15 protein-coding genes are annotated in these 17,348 nt (G+C 29.7%); all 15 read left to right on the top strand.

The annotated features are described in order from the left end of the window. The first annotated feature begins 39 nt into the window (after positions 1-39). The 15 genes from yqeH (at position 40) to ACRCZX_RS03350 (ending at position 17,302) form a co-directional block, all read left to right on the top strand. Positions 40-1,152, top strand: coding sequence for a ribosome biogenesis GTPase YqeH (gene yqeH, locus ACRCZX_RS03280; protein ID WP_438581512.1), 1,113 nt, complete (start codon positions 40-42; stop codon positions 1,150-1,152). Positions 1,153-1,173: 21 nt separating this feature from the next. Further along, entirely contained in the window at positions 1,174-1,650 is a 477-nt protein-coding gene (locus tag ACRCZX_RS03285) for a hypothetical protein (RefSeq protein ID WP_438581513.1), read from the top strand. 19 nt (positions 1,651-1,669) lie between these two features. Then, positions 1,670-3,061 (top strand): NAD(P)/FAD-dependent oxidoreductase, encoded by a 1,392-nt coding sequence (locus ACRCZX_RS03290; RefSeq protein WP_438581514.1) that lies wholly within the window; start codon positions 1,670-1,672, stop codon positions 3,059-3,061. Between the two features lie 14 nt (positions 3,062-3,075). After that, positions 3,076-4,221 (top strand): signal recognition particle-docking protein FtsY, encoded by a 1,146-nt coding sequence (gene ftsY / locus ACRCZX_RS03295; protein ID WP_438581515.1) that lies wholly within the window; start codon positions 3,076-3,078, stop codon positions 4,219-4,221. A 125-nt stretch (positions 4,222-4,346) separates the two neighbouring features. Further along, a complete protein-coding gene (gene pta, locus ACRCZX_RS03300; RefSeq protein WP_438581516.1) occupies positions 4,347-5,345 on the top strand; it encodes a phosphate acetyltransferase in 999 nt (332 codons plus the stop codon). An 87-nt stretch (positions 5,346-5,432) separates the two neighbouring features. Then, positions 5,433-6,638 carry an acetate/propionate family kinase gene (locus ACRCZX_RS03305; protein ID WP_438581517.1) on the top strand — a complete coding sequence of 402 codons (1,206 nt, stop codon included), beginning with the start codon at positions 5,433-5,435 and terminating at the stop codon, positions 6,636-6,638. A 165-nt stretch (positions 6,639-6,803) separates the two neighbouring features. Further along, positions 6,804-10,379, top strand: coding sequence for a pyruvate:ferredoxin (flavodoxin) oxidoreductase (gene nifJ, locus ACRCZX_RS03310; RefSeq protein WP_438581518.1), 3,576 nt, complete (start codon positions 6,804-6,806; stop codon positions 10,377-10,379). Positions 10,380-10,504: 125 nt separating this feature from the next. Then, positions 10,505-11,293: a glycosyltransferase family 2 protein gene (locus tag ACRCZX_RS03315; RefSeq protein ID WP_438581554.1), complete on the top strand. Its 789-nt coding sequence runs from the start codon at positions 10,505-10,507 to the stop codon at positions 11,291-11,293. After that, a complete protein-coding gene (locus ACRCZX_RS03320; RefSeq protein WP_438581519.1) occupies positions 11,250-12,275 on the top strand; it encodes a glycosyltransferase family 9 protein in 1,026 nt (341 codons plus the stop codon). The genes ACRCZX_RS03315 and ACRCZX_RS03320 overlap by 44 nt, the downstream gene beginning before the upstream one ends. 2 nt (positions 12,276-12,277) lie before the next feature. After that, positions 12,278-13,288 carry a glycosyltransferase family 9 protein gene (locus ACRCZX_RS03325; RefSeq protein WP_438581555.1) on the top strand — a complete coding sequence of 337 codons (1,011 nt, stop codon included), beginning with the start codon at positions 12,278-12,280 and terminating at the stop codon, positions 13,286-13,288. A gap of 2 nt (positions 13,289-13,290) precedes the next feature. Continuing rightward, positions 13,291-13,962 (top strand): lipopolysaccharide core heptose(II) kinase RfaY, encoded by a 672-nt coding sequence (locus ACRCZX_RS03330; RefSeq protein ID WP_438581520.1) that lies wholly within the window; start codon positions 13,291-13,293, stop codon positions 13,960-13,962. Between the two features lies 1 nt (position 13,963). Then, on the top strand, positions 13,964-14,962 hold the full coding sequence (locus tag ACRCZX_RS03335) for a glycosyltransferase family 9 protein (protein ID WP_438581521.1): 999 nt from the start codon (positions 13,964-13,966) through the stop codon (positions 14,960-14,962). A 6-nt stretch (positions 14,963-14,968) separates the two neighbouring features. Continuing rightward, complete coding sequence (recA, locus tag ACRCZX_RS03340; RefSeq protein ID WP_438581522.1) at positions 14,969-16,042, top strand: recombinase RecA; 1,074 nt, start codon at positions 14,969-14,971, stop codon at positions 16,040-16,042. Then, positions 16,014-16,574 carry a regulatory protein RecX gene (locus ACRCZX_RS03345; protein WP_438581523.1) on the top strand — a complete coding sequence of 187 codons (561 nt, stop codon included), beginning with the start codon at positions 16,014-16,016 and terminating at the stop codon, positions 16,572-16,574. Before recA ends, ACRCZX_RS03345 begins: the two co-directional genes overlap by 29 nt. After that, the gene (locus ACRCZX_RS03350) at positions 16,568-17,302 is read left to right on the top strand and encodes a lysophospholipid acyltransferase family protein (protein WP_438581524.1); all 735 of its coding nucleotides are present in this window, start codon (positions 16,568-16,570) and stop codon (positions 17,300-17,302) included. The genes ACRCZX_RS03345 and ACRCZX_RS03350 overlap by 7 nt, the downstream gene beginning before the upstream one ends. Positions 17,303-17,348: the final 46 nt, after the last annotated feature.

A 17,348-nucleotide genomic window follows, 5' to 3' on the forward strand; every position in this document is an offset into this window, starting at 1 on the left:
AAGATGAAAAAAAATCATATTATAATTAAAGGAGAATTTATGACAAAAAAATGTATAGGATGCGGAATTGAACTTCAAGGGGAAAATTCAAGTTCTAATGGATTTTTACCAAAATCGGTTTTACAAGGTGGAAGCAAAGAATTACTTTGCCAAAGATGTTTTAAAATAAAAAACTATGGACAATATATACCTATAAAAATGACAAAAGAAGATTATAGAAACGAAGTAAGAAAAAATTTATCAGAAGCAGATGTAGCTATTCCTGTTTTTGATATAATTGATTTCGAAGGTTCTTTTGATGATGAGATTCTAGATATTCTTAGAGAGATGGAATCAATAATTGTAATAAATAAATTAGATTTAATTCCTGACAATAAGCACCCTTCTGAAGTTGCAGATTGGGTAAAAAGAAGATTAGCAGAAGAGGGAGTTGCACCATTAGATATAGCTATTGTAAGTTCTAAAAATGGATATGGAATAAATGGTATTTTTAAAAAAATAAAACACTTCTATCCAAATGGAGCAACTGCTTTAGTTTTAGGAGTAACAAATGTTGGGAAATCGAGTATTATAAACAAGTTAATCGGAGCTAAAAGAGTAACTGTTTCAAAATTCCCAGGAACAACTTTGAAAAGTATAAAAACAGAAATACCTTTCTCTAAGATTACTTTAATTGATACACCTGGATTAATCCCAGAAGGAAGATTCTCAGATTTTGTATGTCAAGAATGTAATCAAAACTTAATTCCAGCAAATGAAATATCTAGAAAAACATATAAAGTTGAAAAAAATAGAGTAATATTAATTGGTGGGATGATTCAAATGACTGTTTTAAATAATGATGATTTAAAACCAATATTCTCATTATATGCATCTAAAGATGTTACTTTCCATGAAACTAACTTAGATAAAGCTGTTGAATTAATGAATGGAGTAGATTTTATAACTCCACCATGTGATTCTTGTAGAGATGAATTTAATAATCTTGAAAAAGATGTAGAACTTTACACAGTTGAAACTGGAGAAGAACTAGTATTTAAAGGATTAGGATGGCTATCGGTAAAAAGAGGGCCTTTATACGTAGAGATTACTTCACCAAAAGGTGGAGATATAATAATAAGAGATGCATTTATAAAACCAAAAAGATCATAGAATAATAAGAGGTTATGATTTATGGAAAAAGATGGAAAAATAATAACTTTAAATTGGATTATAAATATAGCAGTTACAATTTTGTTTATCTATTTAGCTATGAGAGGTATCGATGATTTAACAGGAACATATAAAATAGATGAAACTATAAGAAATACAAAAGAACTTAGAGTAGCTTTAGAAAAATATTATCAATTAGCAGGAGATTACCCAGACTTAACTAAGTCTGGAGTAAATTTAAATTTGTATCTTTTAGATTATACTGATGCGAAAGGAAATAAAATATCTTTTGCAGAAATTTACGGGAAAAAAACTTTAGCAAAAACTTATGGAAGTAATTCTATTATTGCATCAAATAATGTTTATAATGTTTCTCATTTTGAGAATAGTAGTAAAGAAGGTGGATGGAACTATAATTATTCTGAGAGAACAGGAGAGATTCATCCAAATTTACCAGATGATATATATGTAGAAAAAATAAACTGGAATAGGCAGTAGCGACAATATGGAGGGGCAAATGTACGATATTATATTTTTAGGTGGCGGACAAGCAGGAGTTTTTGGAGCTTATGAAGCAATAAAAAAGAATAAAGATTTAAAAGTATTGATTTTAGATAAGGGAAGAATGCTTACACAAAGAGTTTGTCCTAAAGAAAAATTGGGAACATGTGTAAAATGCCCAACATGTGCAATTATTTATGGTGTTTCAGGAGCAGGAGCATTTTCGGACTCTAAATTCAACATGGATTATAGAGTAGGTGGAGATGTACATATTTTAACAGGAAAAGCCATAGTAAATGAAACAATTCAATATGTAGCAAACATATATAAGAGTTTTGGATTCGATGAGAAACCATCAGGTTTAGAATATAACCAAGTTATGCTAGATATAAAGAAAAGATGTATCGAAAATAATGTTCAATTAGTTGACACTCCTACAATGCATTTAGGAACAGATGGATCAAGAGAACTATATACAAAGTTAGTAAATGAACTTCTAGAAAAAGGAGTAGAATTTATAACTGAAAGATCAGCAGAAGACTTAATAATTGAAAATAATTCAATTAAAGGAGTAATAGTAAAGAATAAAAAAGGTGAAATTGAAAAATATTTTGCAGATAATGTTGTAATTGGTCTTGGAAGAAGTGGTGCTCAAAAGTTAATGGGAATGTGTGAGAAATCAGGTGTATCTTACGAAACGGGTGCTGTAGATTTAGGTGTTAGAGTTGAAATACCTGATTTAGTAATGAAAGACATAAATGAAAATTTCTATGAAGCTAAAATGATTTATCATACAACAAAATATAGAGATAAAATGAGAACTTTCTGTTCAAATCCAAGTGGGTTTATAGCTGCTGAAAAACATAGTGATGATGTAGTATTAGCAAATGGGCATGCTTATAAGGATAAAAAATCAGAAAATACAAACTTAGCCTTACTATGCACAAAGACATTTACACATCCATTCAAGCAACCGTTTGAATATGCGACAGCAATAGCTAAAATGTCATCAATGTTAACAGACGGAAAAATATTAATGCAATCTTATGGTGATTTAAAAGTAGGAAGAAGATCAACTGATGAATCAATTGCAAGATTAAATATTATTCCAACAACAGAGGATTATGTAGCAGGAGATATTTCACTTGCTTGTCCTAAAAGAATACTAGATAATATAATAGAATTTATTGAAGTACATGACAAAATAACTCCAGGGTTTGCGTCAAGTGATTTGATACTATATTTCCCAGAAATAAAGTTTAGAAGCACAAGAATAGAAATAGATGCTAACATGGAAACAAACATCAAGGGATTATATGCTGCTGGGGATAGCTCAGGATATGGAAGTGGATTGAACATAGCTGCTGTAATGGGGATACTAGCTGTAAGACATATAATTTCTAAATAATTTGGAGGAGTATTATGGGATTTTTTGATAAACTTTTCGGTAGAAAAAAAGAACAAAAAGTAGAAGAACAAAAAAAGGAAGAACAAAAATTAGAACAAGATGAACTTAAAGAAGAAGTGGAGTCTATTGAACAAATAGTTTTAGAAGAAGTAGAAAATATTGAACAAAAATTAGAGCAAGATGAGTTTAAAGAAGATAAACAAGAGGAAAAAGAGATAATCTATACAGAAAAACCAAAAATGGAAAAAAGAAGGTTTTTTACATCTTTAAAAGATAAACTTTTTAAATCGAGAGAGGGTCTTTTTGGAACTTTGAAAAACATTTTTACAGGAAAATCTATAGTGGATGGTGAAATGTATGAAGAACTTGAAGACACTCTTGTACAATCAGATATTGGAATAGAAATGACTTTAAAAATTGTAAAGGATTTAAAAGTAGAAGTAAAAGCAAGAGGTGTAAAAAAACCTGAGGATGTTTATCCTGTATTAAAAGATGTATTAGAAGGATATTTAATAAATGAAAATACAAAACTAGATATTCAGCCTGGAAGAATGAATATAATTTTAGTTGTTGGAGTAAATGGTGTTGGAAAAACAACCACTATCGGAAAAATAGCTTCGGCATTAGTTAAGGATGGAAAAAAAGTTGTAATAGGAGCTGCAGATACATTTAGAGCTGCAGCAGTAGAGCAATTAGAAGAATGGGCTAAAAGAGCTGGCGCTGAAATAGTAAAACATCCTGATGGAGCTGATCCAGGTGCAGTTGTTTTTGACACTTTAAAAGCAGGTGAAGATAAAAATGCAGATGTTGTAATAATTGATACTGCAGGTAGATTACACAATAAAAATAACTTAATGAAAGAATTAGAAAAAATAAATAATATAATTAAAAGAAAAATAGGTGATCAACCTTATGAATCTATTTTAGTTTTAGATGGAACAACTGGACAAAATGGATTGGTTCAAGCAAGAGTTTTTAATGAAGTAACAGAGTTAACTGGATTTGTTGTTACAAAATTAGATGGAACTGCAAAAGGTGGGATATTATTTAGTATTTCTGAAGAATTAAAAAAACCTATAAAATATATAGGTGTAGGAGAAGGAATAGAGGATTTAAGAGAATTTAATAGTAAAGAGTACATACAAGCAATTTTTGATTAAAAAAAAAAAAGAATTTCTGTTGTAAATATATATAAAATTTGTTAATATATAGTTGAAAAATAGGTGCACTATTACAGTGTGGTTAAAATTATGATTAATTTAACAAGAATTAAGGAGGAGTTAAAATGAGTATTATAGTTCAGATTAAAGAAAAAGCGAAAGCTTTAAAAAACAAAATAGTTCTTCCTGAAGCTACTGATGAGAGAGTAATCAGAGCAGCAGCAGGAATAGTTGAAGAAAAATTAGGAACCCCTGTACTAATAGGAAATGTTGAAGCAATAAAAGCATTTGCTAAAGAATTAGTAGTATCATTAGAAGGTGTTGAAATAATAGAGCCAAAAACTACAGAAAAGCTAGCTTCTTATGTAGAAAAACTTTGTGAATTAAGAGCAAAAAAGGGAATGACTCCAGAAGAAGCAGAGAGATTGTTAACAACTGATGTTAATTTCTTTGGTGCTATGATGGTAAAAATGGGAGATGTAGCTGGAATGGTTTCAGGATCAGACTCACCTACAGCAAATGTTTTAAGAGCTGGATTACAAGTTGTTGGAACTAAAGCAGGAGTAAAAACTGTATCATCAGTATTTATGATGGAGTTAAAGCATAATGTAGAAACTTATGGAGAAATTTTATTATTTGGAGATTGTGCTGTAATACCAGAACCAACTTCAGAGCAACTAGCTGATATTGCATCAGAAGCAGCAGCAACAGCATCAGCAGTAGCTGGATTAGATCCAAAAGTAGCACTTATGACATTCTCTACAAAGGGATCTGCAAAACATGATTCAGTAGATGTTGTAAAAAGAGCTGGAGAAATATTAAGAGAAAGAAATGTAGAGTTTGCATTTGAAGAAGAGTTACAAGCAGATGCAGCATTAGTTGCAGCTGTAGGATTAAAGAAAGCTCCAGAATCGAAGGTTGCAGGACATGCAAATATATTAATATTCCCTAATTTAGCAGCAGGAAATATAGGTTATAAATTAGTTCAAAGATTAGCAAATGCAGAAGCTTATGGTCCTTTAATTCAAGGATTAGCATCTCCAATAAATGATTTATCTAGAGGATGTTCAGTTAAAGATATTATAGATTTAACTGCAATAACTTCAGTTCAAGCTGGAAAATAATTGTTTCAAAATAAAATTAAGGTAAAAAATAGTAAGAGTTAATATCTTACTTGAAAATAAAAAAATAAAATTAAGGTGGTAAATTTTATGAAAGTTTTAGTTATTAATTGTGGTAGTTCATCTCTAAAGTATCAATTGTTAAATGCAGAATCAGGAGAGCTTTTTGCAATTGGACTTTGTGAAAGAATTGGAATTGAAGGATCAAAAATGGAATATGAGACTCCAGCAAATGATTTTGAAATAGAAATAAAAGAAGCAATGCCAACTCATAAAGAAGCTTTAGAACTAGTAATGAAAGCGATAACTCATCCAGAGTATGGAGTAATAAAGTCAGTAGAAGAGATAGATGCAATAGGTCATAGAGTAGTACATGGTGGAGAGAAATTTGCTCAATCTGTATTAGTAACTCCAGAAGTTATGGTAGCAATGGATGAATGTTCAGAGTTAGCTCCATTACATAATCCTGCAAATATATTAGGAATTAAAACTATGCAAGGATTAATGCCTGGAAAACCAAATGTAGCGGTATTTGATACATCGTTCCATCAAACAATTCCAAAAGAAGCTTTTATGTATGCATTACCATATGAAGACTACACTGATTTAAAAGTTAGAAAATATGGATTCCATGGAACTTCTCATAAATTTGTTTCAGGAGTAGCTCAAGAGTTATTAGGAAATCCAGCAGAATCAAAAATAATAATATGTCATTTAGGAAATGGTGGATCAGTATCTGCTGTTAAAAATGGTAAATGTATAGATACGTCTATGGGATTAACTCCATTACAAGGTATAATGATGGGTACTAGATGTGGAGATATTGATCCTGCAGCAGTTTTATTCATAAAAAACAAAAGAGGATTATCTGATAAAGAGATGGATGACAGAATGAACAAACAATCTGGAATCTTAGGAATTTTCGGAGTATCTTCAGACTGTAGAGATATGGAAATGGCAGCAGAAGCAGGAAATGAAAGAGCAATATTAGCTGAAAATATGTTTGCTTATAAAATAAGAGGATATGTAGGAAATTATGCTGCTCAAATGGGAGGAGTAGATGCAATTTGCTTTACTGGTGGAATCGGAGAAAATTCTGGAAAAACTAGAGAAGACATTTTAAAAGGATTAGAATTTTTAGGAGTTGACTTAGATAAAGCAGTAAACTCTAAAAGACAAAAAGGAAATGTTCTTTTAACTACAGAATCATCAAAAGTAAAAGCATTTAAAATCCCTACAAACGAGGAATTAGTTATAGCTAGAGATACTTATGAGATAGTAAATACTGCAAAGTAGTTTATATATAAGATTATATCAAAGAGCAAGAAGTCAAAAAAATTATATTTTGTTAAATTAAATTAAAGTTTCTCAAAAAAATAGAACTTTGATTGACATTTGAGTCAAAAATGTGTAAAATAAATTTGACTCAAGAGTCGATTAGAAAAAGGGAGGATAATTCAAATGGCTAAAAAAATGCAAACTATGGACGGAAATCAAGCGGCAGCATATGTATCATATGCGTTTACAGAAGTAGCGGGTATCTATCCAATAACTCCATCATCGCCAATGGCTGAGTACACTGACGAATGGGCATCAAGAGGAATGAAAAATATGTTTGGAGTTCCAGTAAAGGTTGTTGAAATGCAATCAGAAGCAGGAGCAGCAGGAACAGTTCACGGGTCTTTACAGGCTGGAGCTTTAACTACAACGTATACAGCATCTCAAGGTTTACTATTAAAGATTCCTAATATGTACAAAATAGCTGGTGAATTATTACCTTCTGTTATACATGTTGCAGCAAGATCACTTGCAGCTCAAGCATTATCAATCTTCGGAGATCATCAAGATGTTTATGCAGCAAAGCAAACAGGATATGCAATGTTATTTGAAAGTTCAGTTCAAGAAGTAATGGACTTATCTGCAGTTCCTCACTTAGCAACTTTAAAATCTAAAGTACCTTTTATGAATATATTTGATGGATTCAGAACTTCACACGAAATTCAAAAAGTTGAAGTAATTGAATATGATACATTAAAGAGTATGGTTGATATGGATGCAATAAAAGAATTTAGAAATAAAGCTCTTAACCCAGAGCATCCAGTAACAAGAGGAACAGCTCAAAATGAAGATATTTACTTCCAAACTAGAGAAGTACAAAATAAATATTATAACGCAGTACCTAAAATAGTTGCAGATTATATGGATGAAATTTCAAAAGTAACAGGAAGAGATTACAAACCATTTAATTATTATGGAGCACCAGATGCAGAAAATATTGTTATCGCAATGGGATCTGTATGTGAAACATTAATAGAAACTGTTGATTATTTAAATGCAAAAGGGGAAAAAGTAGGTCTTATAAATGTTCATCTTTACAGACCATTCTCATCTGAATACTTCTTTAATGTATTCCCTAAAACAGTTAAGAAAATTGCTGTATTAGATAGAGCTAAAGAGCCAGGATCACTTGGAGAATCTTTATATATGGATATTAGAGGATTATTCTACGGAATGGAAAATGCGCCAGTAGTTGTAGGTGGAAGATATGGATTATCTTCAAAAGATACAACACCAGCACAAATGAAAGCTGTATATGATAACTTAAAAAAATCAGAACCTAAAAATGGATTTGTTGTAGGAATTGTTGATGATGTTACATTCCATTCTTTAGAAGTAGGAGCTCAATTAGATTCAGCAGCTGAAGGAGTAAGAGAATGTTTATTCTTTGGACTTGGAGCAGATGGAACAGTAGGAGCGAATAAGAACTCAATTAAAATAATTGGAGATAAAACAGATTTATATGCACAAGGATACTTTGCATACGATTCTAAAAAATCAGGTGGATCAACTAGATCTCACTTAAGATTTGGAAAAAATCCAATCAGATCTACATACTTAGTATCAGCACCAACATTTGTAGCGTGTTCAGTACCAGCTTACTTAACGCAATATGAGATGATTTCTGGTCTGAAAAATGGTGGAACATTCTTATTAAATTGTGTTTGGAATAAAGAAGAAATTTTAACTCACTTACCAAATTCTTATAAAAAAGCTTTAGCAGAAAAAAATGCAAAGTTCTATATAATAAATGCAAATAAACTAGCAGCAGAAATTGGATTAGCAGGAAGAACTAATACAATAATGCAATCAGCGTTCTTTAAATTAGCAGATGTAATTCCATTTGAAGAAGCTCAATCTTACATGAAGCAGTATGCTGAAAAGTCATATGCTAAAAAAGGTGACTCTATTGTAAAAATGAATTATGAAGCTGTAGATAGAGGAGCAGGAGAGTTAGTTCAAATAGATGTTGATCCATCTTGGATTAATTTATCAACTGAAGCTGTAGTAGAAAAAGAATCTTGCGATTGTACAGGATGTGGATGTTCAACTACTAAGTTAGAATCATTCGTTGAAAAAATTGCAAAACCTATAAATGCTTTAAAAGGTGAAGAGTTACCAGTTTCTACATTCTTAGGATATGAAGATGGAACATTTGAAAATGGAACAACTGCTTTTGAGAAAAGAGGAGTTGCAGTAAATGTACCTGAGTGGAAAGTAGAAAATTGTATCCAATGTAATCAATGTTCATTTGTTTGTCCACATGCAGTTATAAGACCATTCTTAATGACAGCAGAGGAAAAAGCAGGAGCACCTAATGAGTTAAAAACAAAAACTCCAGTAGGAAAAGGATTAGAAGGATTAGAGTATAAAATACAAGTATCTCCTTTAGACTGTACAGGATGTGGACTATGTGTAAACGTTTGTCCAGCTAAAGAAAAAGCTTTAGTTATGGTACCTATTGGTCAAGAAGTGAAAAATGGAGAGCAAGAAAATGCTGACTATTTATTCAATAAAGTAACATACAAAGATGAATTTATGCCTAAAACAACAGTAAAAGGATCTCAATTTGCACAACCATTATTTGAATTCCATGGAGCTTGTGGAGGATGTGGAGAAACACCTTACATCAAAGCAATAACTCAATTATTTGGAGATAGAATGATGATAGCTAATGCAACAGGATGTTCTTCTATATACGGAGGATCAGCACCATCAACTCCTTATACAACAAATAGCTGTGGAGAAGGTCCATCATGGGCTAACTCATTATTTGAGGATAATGCAGAATTTGGATATGGAATGTCAGTAGCTGTTGAAGCAATGAGAGATAGAATTGAAACAATCATGGAAGAAAACATGACAAATGTTTCTGAAGAAATTGCAACAATGTTTGCTGAATGGATTGAAAATAGAAAAGATGGAAATAAAACAAAAGAAATTAGAAATAAATTAGTTCCAGCATTACAAGCTTGTAATTGTGAAGTTTCAAATGAAATTTTAGATTTAAAGCAATATCTTGTTAAAAAATCACAATGGATATTTGGTGGAGACGGTTGGGCTTATGACATCGGTTATGGTGGATTAGATCACGTATTAGCTTCTCCAGATGATATTAATGTTTTAGTAATGGATACTGAAATGTATTCTAATACTGGTGGACAAGCTTCAAAAGCAACTCAAACAGGAGCGGTAGCTAAGTTCGCTGCTGGTGGAAAAGCTAATAAGAAGAAAGATCTTGCATCAATAGCAATGTCTTATGGACATATCTATGTTGCACAAGTATCTATGGGAGCTAACCAATCTCAATACTTAAAAGCAATTGCAGAAGCAGAAGCTTATGCAGGACCATCATTAATTATAGCTTATGCACCTTGTATAAGTCATGGATTAAAAAATGGAATGGGTAATAGCCAACTTGAAATGAAAAAAGCTACTGAATGTGGTTACTGGCCAATATTTAGATATAATCCATTATTAGAATTAGAAGGGAAAAATCCACTTCAAATAGATTGTAAAGAACCAATTTGGGATAATTATAATGATTACTTAATGGGAGAGGTTAGATATGCAACATTAACAAAATCTAAACCAGAACATGCAAAAGTATTATTCGCTAAGAATAAATCAGAATCTCAAAGAAGATGGAGACAATATCAAAGACTTGCATCATTAGACTTCACATCAGAAGCTAAGTAATTCTTTAAAATATGAGAGATAAGGTAGAGATACTTTATCTCTTTTTTTTAATGGAAAACTATTTTGTAAATTAACATATAATTTGTTATAATTAAGAGTAAGTAATAAAAAAGAGAGGTGAAATGATGAAGATATCTGTTGCAATGATAACTTTTAACGAAGAAAAAATATTAAGAAAAACTTTAGAATCAGTTAAAGATTTAGCAGACGAAATAGTTATTGTAGATAGTGGTTCTACAGATTCTACAGAAAAAATAGCAAAAGAATTTGGTGCAAAGTTTTATGTAGAATCTTGGAAAGGGTATGGTCCACAAAGAAATTTAGCTATTCAAAAATGTTGCGGAACTTGGATTTTAAATATAGACGCGGATGAAGAAATTTCAGATGAATTAAAAAATAAAATAAGAGAAATAGTTAATAACAAAAAAAATTCAAAAGAAGTTTTTAAAATAAATAGATTGTCTGTTTGCTTTGGTAAAGAATTAAAATATGGTGGATGGGGAACATCTTACGCTATTAGGTTATTTAAAAAAAGTACAGGTCAATTTAATGATAATACAGTTCATGAAGCTTTTGAAACAGAAAAAGAAATTTTTAAGATAAAAGAAAATATTCTTCATCATTCATACTTAACGATGGATGATTATTTTATAAGATTTAATAGATATACAACTGAAGGAGCAAAGGATTATTATAAAAAAGGAAAAAAAGTTAATTTTTTTGACATAGCTATAAATCCACTATATAAATTTTTAAGGATGTATATATTTAGATTAGGATTTTTAGATGGTATTGAGGGATTTGTAATAGCTTCAACAAGTTCATTATATTCTATGATAAAATATTTTAAGTTGAGGGAGATGTATAAAAATGGCTCATACATACAAAAAGATAATAATAGCAAGAACAGATAAAATTGGAGACTTAATTTTATCAATCCCTAGTTTTTTTATGGTGAAAAAAATGTATCCAGATGCTGAAATAACTTTGTTGGTAAGAGGTTACAACTACAACATAGTAAAAAATTTACCTTATATAAATAGGGTTGTTCAAATTGATAGATATAGACAAAAAGAATTGTTGGAAAAAATACAATATTTTAATGCCGATGCTTTTATAGCTTTATATGTTGATGATTTTGTGATGCAACTTGCAAAAGCAAGTAAAGCAAAAGTAAGAATAGGTCCATTATCTAAACTAAAATCTTTTTTTATTTTCAATAAGGGTGTTTTACAAAAAAGATCGAAATCAATTAAGCATGAAGCTGAATACAATTTAGATTTGATAAAAAAATTAGATAAAAATCTTTTTGAAGAACGATTTGAGATAAATACAGGAATATATTTGGATAAAAGTAACATAGATTCAGCTGAAAAATTTTTTAAAGATAATAATATAGGAAAGAAAGTTTTGGTTGTTAATCCGTTTATGGGAGGTTCAGCTAAAAATATAACTGATGAAGAGTACATTCAACTTATAAAAAAAGTCATAGAAAAACAAGAAGATTTAGATATAGTTATAACTGCTCATATTTCAGATGAAGAAAGAGGCTTAAACTTAATAGAAAAAATAGGAAAAGAAAGAGTATTTTTATTTGCAAATGGAGGCGAGTTGTTAAATATAGGTGCAGTTATAAATAAATCCAAAGTTTATTTTGGTGGCTCAACAGGTCCAACTCATATAGCAGGTTCATTACAAAAAAGTATAGTTGCATTATACCCTAAAAAACCAACACAAAGTCCTAGACGTTGGGGGGTATTTGGAAATAATAATGTAAGTTATATTATTCCAGATGAAAACTCTAAAGAAAATTATAATCATAAAAATTTTGATTCATATACAGAAGAGGTTGAAAATAAAATAATAGAAGAGATAATAGAGAGGTTGGAGCGTTAATGATGAAGATATTGATTATACATACAGCTTTTATAGGGGATATAGTTTTATCAACCCCTTTGTTAAAAAGAATAAAAGAAGTTTATCCAGAATCTAAAATTACGTATGTAACAACTCCTATAGGAGCTAGTGTTTTAAGAAATAATAAACATTTAACAGAGATAATAGAATATGATAAAAGAGGCTCTCATTCTGGAATTAAAGGACTGATTGCTTTAGGAAAAAGATTGAGATATGAAAATTTTAATATGGTTTTAACACTTCATAGATATCTACGAAGTTCAATATTATCTTGGTTAACAAGATCTCCAAAAAGAATTGGATATAAATCTGCAAATGGGTCTTTTTTATTTACGGATAAAATAATATATGATAAAGAAAAGCATGAAGTTGAAAAATTATTGTCTTTTATTGATAATAATACAAAAAATACGATTGGAAATTATCCTATAGAATTATATCCAAGTAAAAAAGATATAGAAAATATAGAGAGTATTTGGATTGAAAATAAGTTAATAAATAAAAATGTAGTAGCAATTGCACCAGGAAGCAAGTGGTTCACAAAAAAATGGCCTTTGGAATATTTCAATCAAGTTATAGATTTGCTAGTGGAAAATGGAAATAAAGTTGTAATAGTTGGAGGCAAAGACGAACTTTTCTTGAATATAAATATCTCTAGAGGCATTGTTGATTTAAGAGGAAAAACTACGCTTTTAGAATTAGCAGAAGTATTGAAAAGATCAAAAATTGTTCTGACAAATGATTCGTCACCAATTCATATAGCTTCAGCATTTAGTGGCACACATATTATAGCTTTGTTTGGGCCTACAGTGAAAGAGTTTGGTTTCTTTCCATGGAGTGAAAACAATGAGGTTTTAGAGGTTGAAAATTTGTCATGTAGACCTTGTGCGATTCATGGTGGAAACAAATGTCCAAAAGGTCATTTTAAATGTATGTTAGAGATAAAACCAGAATTAGCTTATAGAAAAATTATAGAGAATTTAAAGAGGTAGTTATGGAAAATGTAGTTTGCAATCATTTCGTAGATTTTACTCTGCCAAATAAAGTGAAAAATAAGAATTATAAAATTTCAAGAGTTTTAAAAGATGATAATCGAAGTGAAGTAAAGCTTATACAAATAGATAAAAAAAAGTATGTTTATAAAATTCCTAAAGAAAAGAATAAAAGAGTTTGGCAAAGGTTTATTTCTATTTTTAGAGGCAGTGAAAGTAAAAGAGAGTATGAAAACTATTTAAAAATATTGAATTTAGGATTTAAAGGGCCAGTTCCTATTATGTATTGGGAAAAAAAAGTTTTAGGAATGAGTTTTGATTCATTTTTAATAATGACATACATAGAAGGAAAATCAGCAACTTTAGAAGAATTAAATTTAGTAAAAAAAGAATTGGAAAGAATTCATAGAAAAGGATATTTACATGGAGACTCTCAATTGAGTAACTTTATGGTATCGAAAAAAAAAATATTTTTAATAGATGCAAAATTAGTAAAGAATATATATAGAAAAATAGGAGAAGCTTATGAATTTATATATTTAGAGGAAAGTTGCCATGTTGAAGTAGATGTATATAACAAAAAAATAATAAGTTATAAACTAGCTAAAAGTTTAAATAGCTACTTACATTGGTTTGGGAAAATAAAAAAAACCATTAGAAGAAAGGAAAGATAAATTGAGAGTTTTAATCATAAGGCTTAGTTCAATTGGAGATGTAATATTAACAACTCCTATATTGAAAGAGCTTAAAATAAAATATCCAAAGATAGTAATAGATTTTTTGGTTATGGATAAATTTAAAGACTCTATTTTAGGGTGCCCATATATAGATAATTTGATTTTGTTTAATAAAAAAGAGCACGATGGTTTGAAAAATATGATGCGTTTTGGAAAAAGTTTAAAAATAAATAATTATGACTATGTTTTTGATTTGCATTCAAAAGTAAGATCTAAGATTATAAGTAGTGCCATCATGTCAAAAACGTTTACATATAAAAAAAGAAGTTTATTAAAAACATTTCTAGTAAAAAATAAAATTATAAAATATAAAGTTGATAATACAATAATTAAAAATTATTTTGGAGCTTTTAAAGTTTTGAATTTAGAATATAAAGGTGAAGATTTGACATTTTCTTTTGAAGAAAAACACTCTGAAAAATTGAAGACATTGGGTATTGAATATGAAAATATTCCGATATTAGCTCCAGGAGCTTCAAAGGAAACTAAAAAATGGACCAAAGAAGAATTTGCACAATTGTCGAAACTACTTTATAATAAATATAGAAAGAAACCTATTATAATCGGATCTAAAGAAGAGTTTGAAATGTGTGAAGATATAAAAAAAATTAGTGGAGAAGTAGCTATAAATTTAGCAGGTAAATTAAACCTTAAAGAAAGTGGAGCATTATTGTCTAAAGCTAGTTTTTTAGTAACTAATGATTCAGGACCATTTCATATTGCCAGAGGAGTAAAATGTCCTACTTTTGTTATATTTGGACCAACTAGTCCAGATATGTTTGAGTATGATGAAAATAATAGGTTGATTTACTTAAATGAATCTTGTTCACCTTGTAGTTTACACGGTGATAAGGTATGCCCTAAAAAACATTTTAATTGTATGAAAAAATTAAGTGCAGAAAGGGTAATGAATATAATAGAAAAAAATGGGAGGTAGTTGAGCATGGCAAAAAAGTCAGTAGAAACAACGGATAAGTCAAAAGCATTAGAAACAGCATTAAAGCAAATTAGAAAAGACTTTGGTGAAGGTTCTATAATGAAACTTGGTGAAAATCAAGGAATGAATATTGAAGTAATTCCTACAGGAAGTATTAATTTAGATATAGCTCTTGGAATAGGTGGAGTACCTAGAGGAAGAATTCTAGAAGTGTATGGAGCAGAAAGTTCAGGAAAAACAACAATAGCTTTGCATATAGTAGCTCAAGCCCAAAAATTAGGTGGAGTAGCAGCATTTATAGATGCTGAGCATGCCTTAGATCCAGTTTATGCAAAAGCATTAGGAGTTGATGTAGATGAGTTGTTAATATCTCAACCAGATTTTGGAGAGCAAGCTTTAGAAATTGCGGATATGTTAGTGAGATCAGGTGCTATAGATGTTATCGTTATTGACTCGGTAGCTGCTTTGGTTCCAAAAGCAGAAATTGATGGAGAAATGTCAGATCAACAAATGGGACTTCAAGCAAGATTAATGTCAAAAGCTTTAAGAAAATTAACAGGATCAATTAACAAATCAAAAACAACAATGATATTTATAAATCAAGTTAGAGATAAAATAGGTGGATTTAGTTTTGGACCACAAACGACAACAACAGGTGGAAAAGCTTTAAAGTTCTATTCTTCTGTTAGATTAGAAGTAAAAAGAATTGGAAGTGTAAAACAAGGTGAAGAAATGATTGGTAATGAGACTGTTGTAAAAGTTACTAAAAATAAAGTTGCACCACCGTTTAAAGAAGCAAAATTCCAAATAATGTATGGAAAAGGTATATCTAGAGTTGGTGAGATTATGGATATGGCTTTAGATAATGATATTGTTGCAAAATCAGGTGCTTGGTTTAGTTTTGGAGATATAAGATTAGGTCAAGGAAAAGAAAATGTAAAAGCTAGATTAGAGACTGAACCAGAATTGCTAGCAGCTATAGAAGAGAAAGTTAATGAGTTATTAGTAAAGAATAAAACAATAGTTAAATCAGTAGAGGGAGAAGATAATCTTGAAGTTGAAGAAATTATTGAAGAATAATTTTCTTTTTGAAAATGGATTGAACATTGGTTTGAATAATGAAATAGTAAATAAATATGATTTAAAAAGGAGAGAGGAGCTATCTCATGACGAGTATTTACAAGTGTTAGAGTTAGCTGCTCTCTCTACTTCATATTATTATTTATCAAAAAGAGATTATAGTAAAAAAGAGATATACACAAAGCTACTACAAAAATATTGGGAAAAACCTCCTGTTTTAAAAGTTATAAAAACATTAGAAAATATGGGATATATAAATGATATAGAGTTTGCAAAAACATATGCTAAGTCAAAAAAATGTGGAAGAAAAAAAATTGCATATGACTTAAATTTAAAAGGAATATCATCAGAGATAATAAGTTATGCACTATCTTTTTATGAAGAAGATGAAGAGTTAGAAGAATTATCAAAAGCTTGGGATAAGTTAGGAAATAGAGACCAACATAAAAAAATTGCATCTCTTATGAGAAAAGGATATTCTTATAATGATATTAAAAAGATTATGAATAGAAAACAGGAGGCTGAATGTTAACACTTTTAAAAGTTATATTTGTTGCAGTATTAAATTTTATTTATATAACTATATTTAAAGCAGCAAAAATAAAAAAAATGCCTAAAGATAAAGCACCTTTAGAAGCTAGAAAAATATTAAAAGATATTTTATGTGAAAATTTAGTCAAAGCAGCAAAAATTGATTTAGAAGTTACTTATCTAGATGAAAAAGCTTATAGAAAATTAAAAAGAGAGAATGGGATAGTTATAGTGGCGAATCATGAAAGCAACTTAGATATACCTGTAATAGTAAAAGCTTTAGACATTCCTATAGGGTTCGTAGCTAAAAAAGAAATGGAAAATTGGCCTTTTTATTCAATGTGGATGAAAATGACTAGATGCATCTTCCTAGACAGATCAAATCCGAGAGAAGCGATAAAAAGTATAAGAAAAGCAGTTGGAACAGTAAATGAAGGGTATCCTACAGTAATTTTTCCAGAAGGAGAAAGAAGTCTAACAGGAGAAGTTGGTAGCTTCAAAAAAGGTAGTTTTAAATTAGCAACTGAAGCAAATGGAATTATTCTTCCTGTAACGATTGATGGGACTTTTTTTGTACAAAATAGAAAAAGTATAAAAATAAATCCAAATCAAAAAGTAAGAATAATTGTAGGAAAGCCGATAGATTTAAAAAAAATGTATTTGGGAGAAAATAAAAATTTAAATGAGATTGTTCAGCAATTGATAGTTAATGAAAAAGTTAAACGTTGAGTCAACTAATGTCTATTAAATTGGTATAAAAATAATTGTTAAAAAC

This window comes from Cetobacterium sp., assembly GCF_051658645.1.
Classification (GTDB): Bacteria; Fusobacteriota; Fusobacteriia; order Fusobacteriales; family Fusobacteriaceae; genus Cetobacterium_A.

Bases quoted from the DNA above. Each gene is read 5' to 3' on its own strand.
- ACRCZX_RS03285 (WP_438581513.1), top strand. From the start codon at position 1,174: ATGGAAAAAGATGGAAAAATAATAACTTTAAATTGGATTATAAATATA.
- ACRCZX_RS03350 (WP_438581524.1), top strand. From the start codon at position 16,568: ATGTTAACACTTTTAAAAGTTATATTTGTTGCAGTATTAAATTTTATT.
- ACRCZX_RS03330 (WP_438581520.1), top strand. From the start codon at position 13,291: ATGGAAAATGTAGTTTGCAATCATTTCGTAGATTTTACTCTGCCAAAT.
- recA (WP_438581522.1), top strand. From the start codon at position 14,969: ATGGCAAAAAAGTCAGTAGAAACAACGGATAAGTCAAAAGCATTAGAA.
- ftsY (WP_438581515.1), top strand. From the start codon at position 3,076: ATGGGATTTTTTGATAAACTTTTCGGTAGAAAAAAAGAACAAAAAGTA.
- nifJ (WP_438581518.1), top strand. From the start codon at position 6,804: ATGGCTAAAAAAATGCAAACTATGGACGGAAATCAAGCGGCAGCATAT.
- ACRCZX_RS03325 (WP_438581555.1), top strand. From the start codon at position 12,278: ATGAAGATATTGATTATACATACAGCTTTTATAGGGGATATAGTTTTA.
- pta (WP_438581516.1), top strand. From the start codon at position 4,347: ATGAGTATTATAGTTCAGATTAAAGAAAAAGCGAAAGCTTTAAAAAAC.
- ACRCZX_RS03290 (WP_438581514.1), top strand. From the start codon at position 1,670: ATGTACGATATTATATTTTTAGGTGGCGGACAAGCAGGAGTTTTTGGA.
- ACRCZX_RS03315 (WP_438581554.1), top strand. From the start codon at position 10,505: ATGAAGATATCTGTTGCAATGATAACTTTTAACGAAGAAAAAATATTA.
- ACRCZX_RS03305 (WP_438581517.1), top strand. From the start codon at position 5,433: ATGAAAGTTTTAGTTATTAATTGTGGTAGTTCATCTCTAAAGTATCAA.
- ACRCZX_RS03320 (WP_438581519.1), top strand. From the start codon at position 11,250: ATGGCTCATACATACAAAAAGATAATAATAGCAAGAACAGATAAAATT.
- yqeH (WP_438581512.1), top strand. From the start codon at position 40: ATGACAAAAAAATGTATAGGATGCGGAATTGAACTTCAAGGGGAAAAT.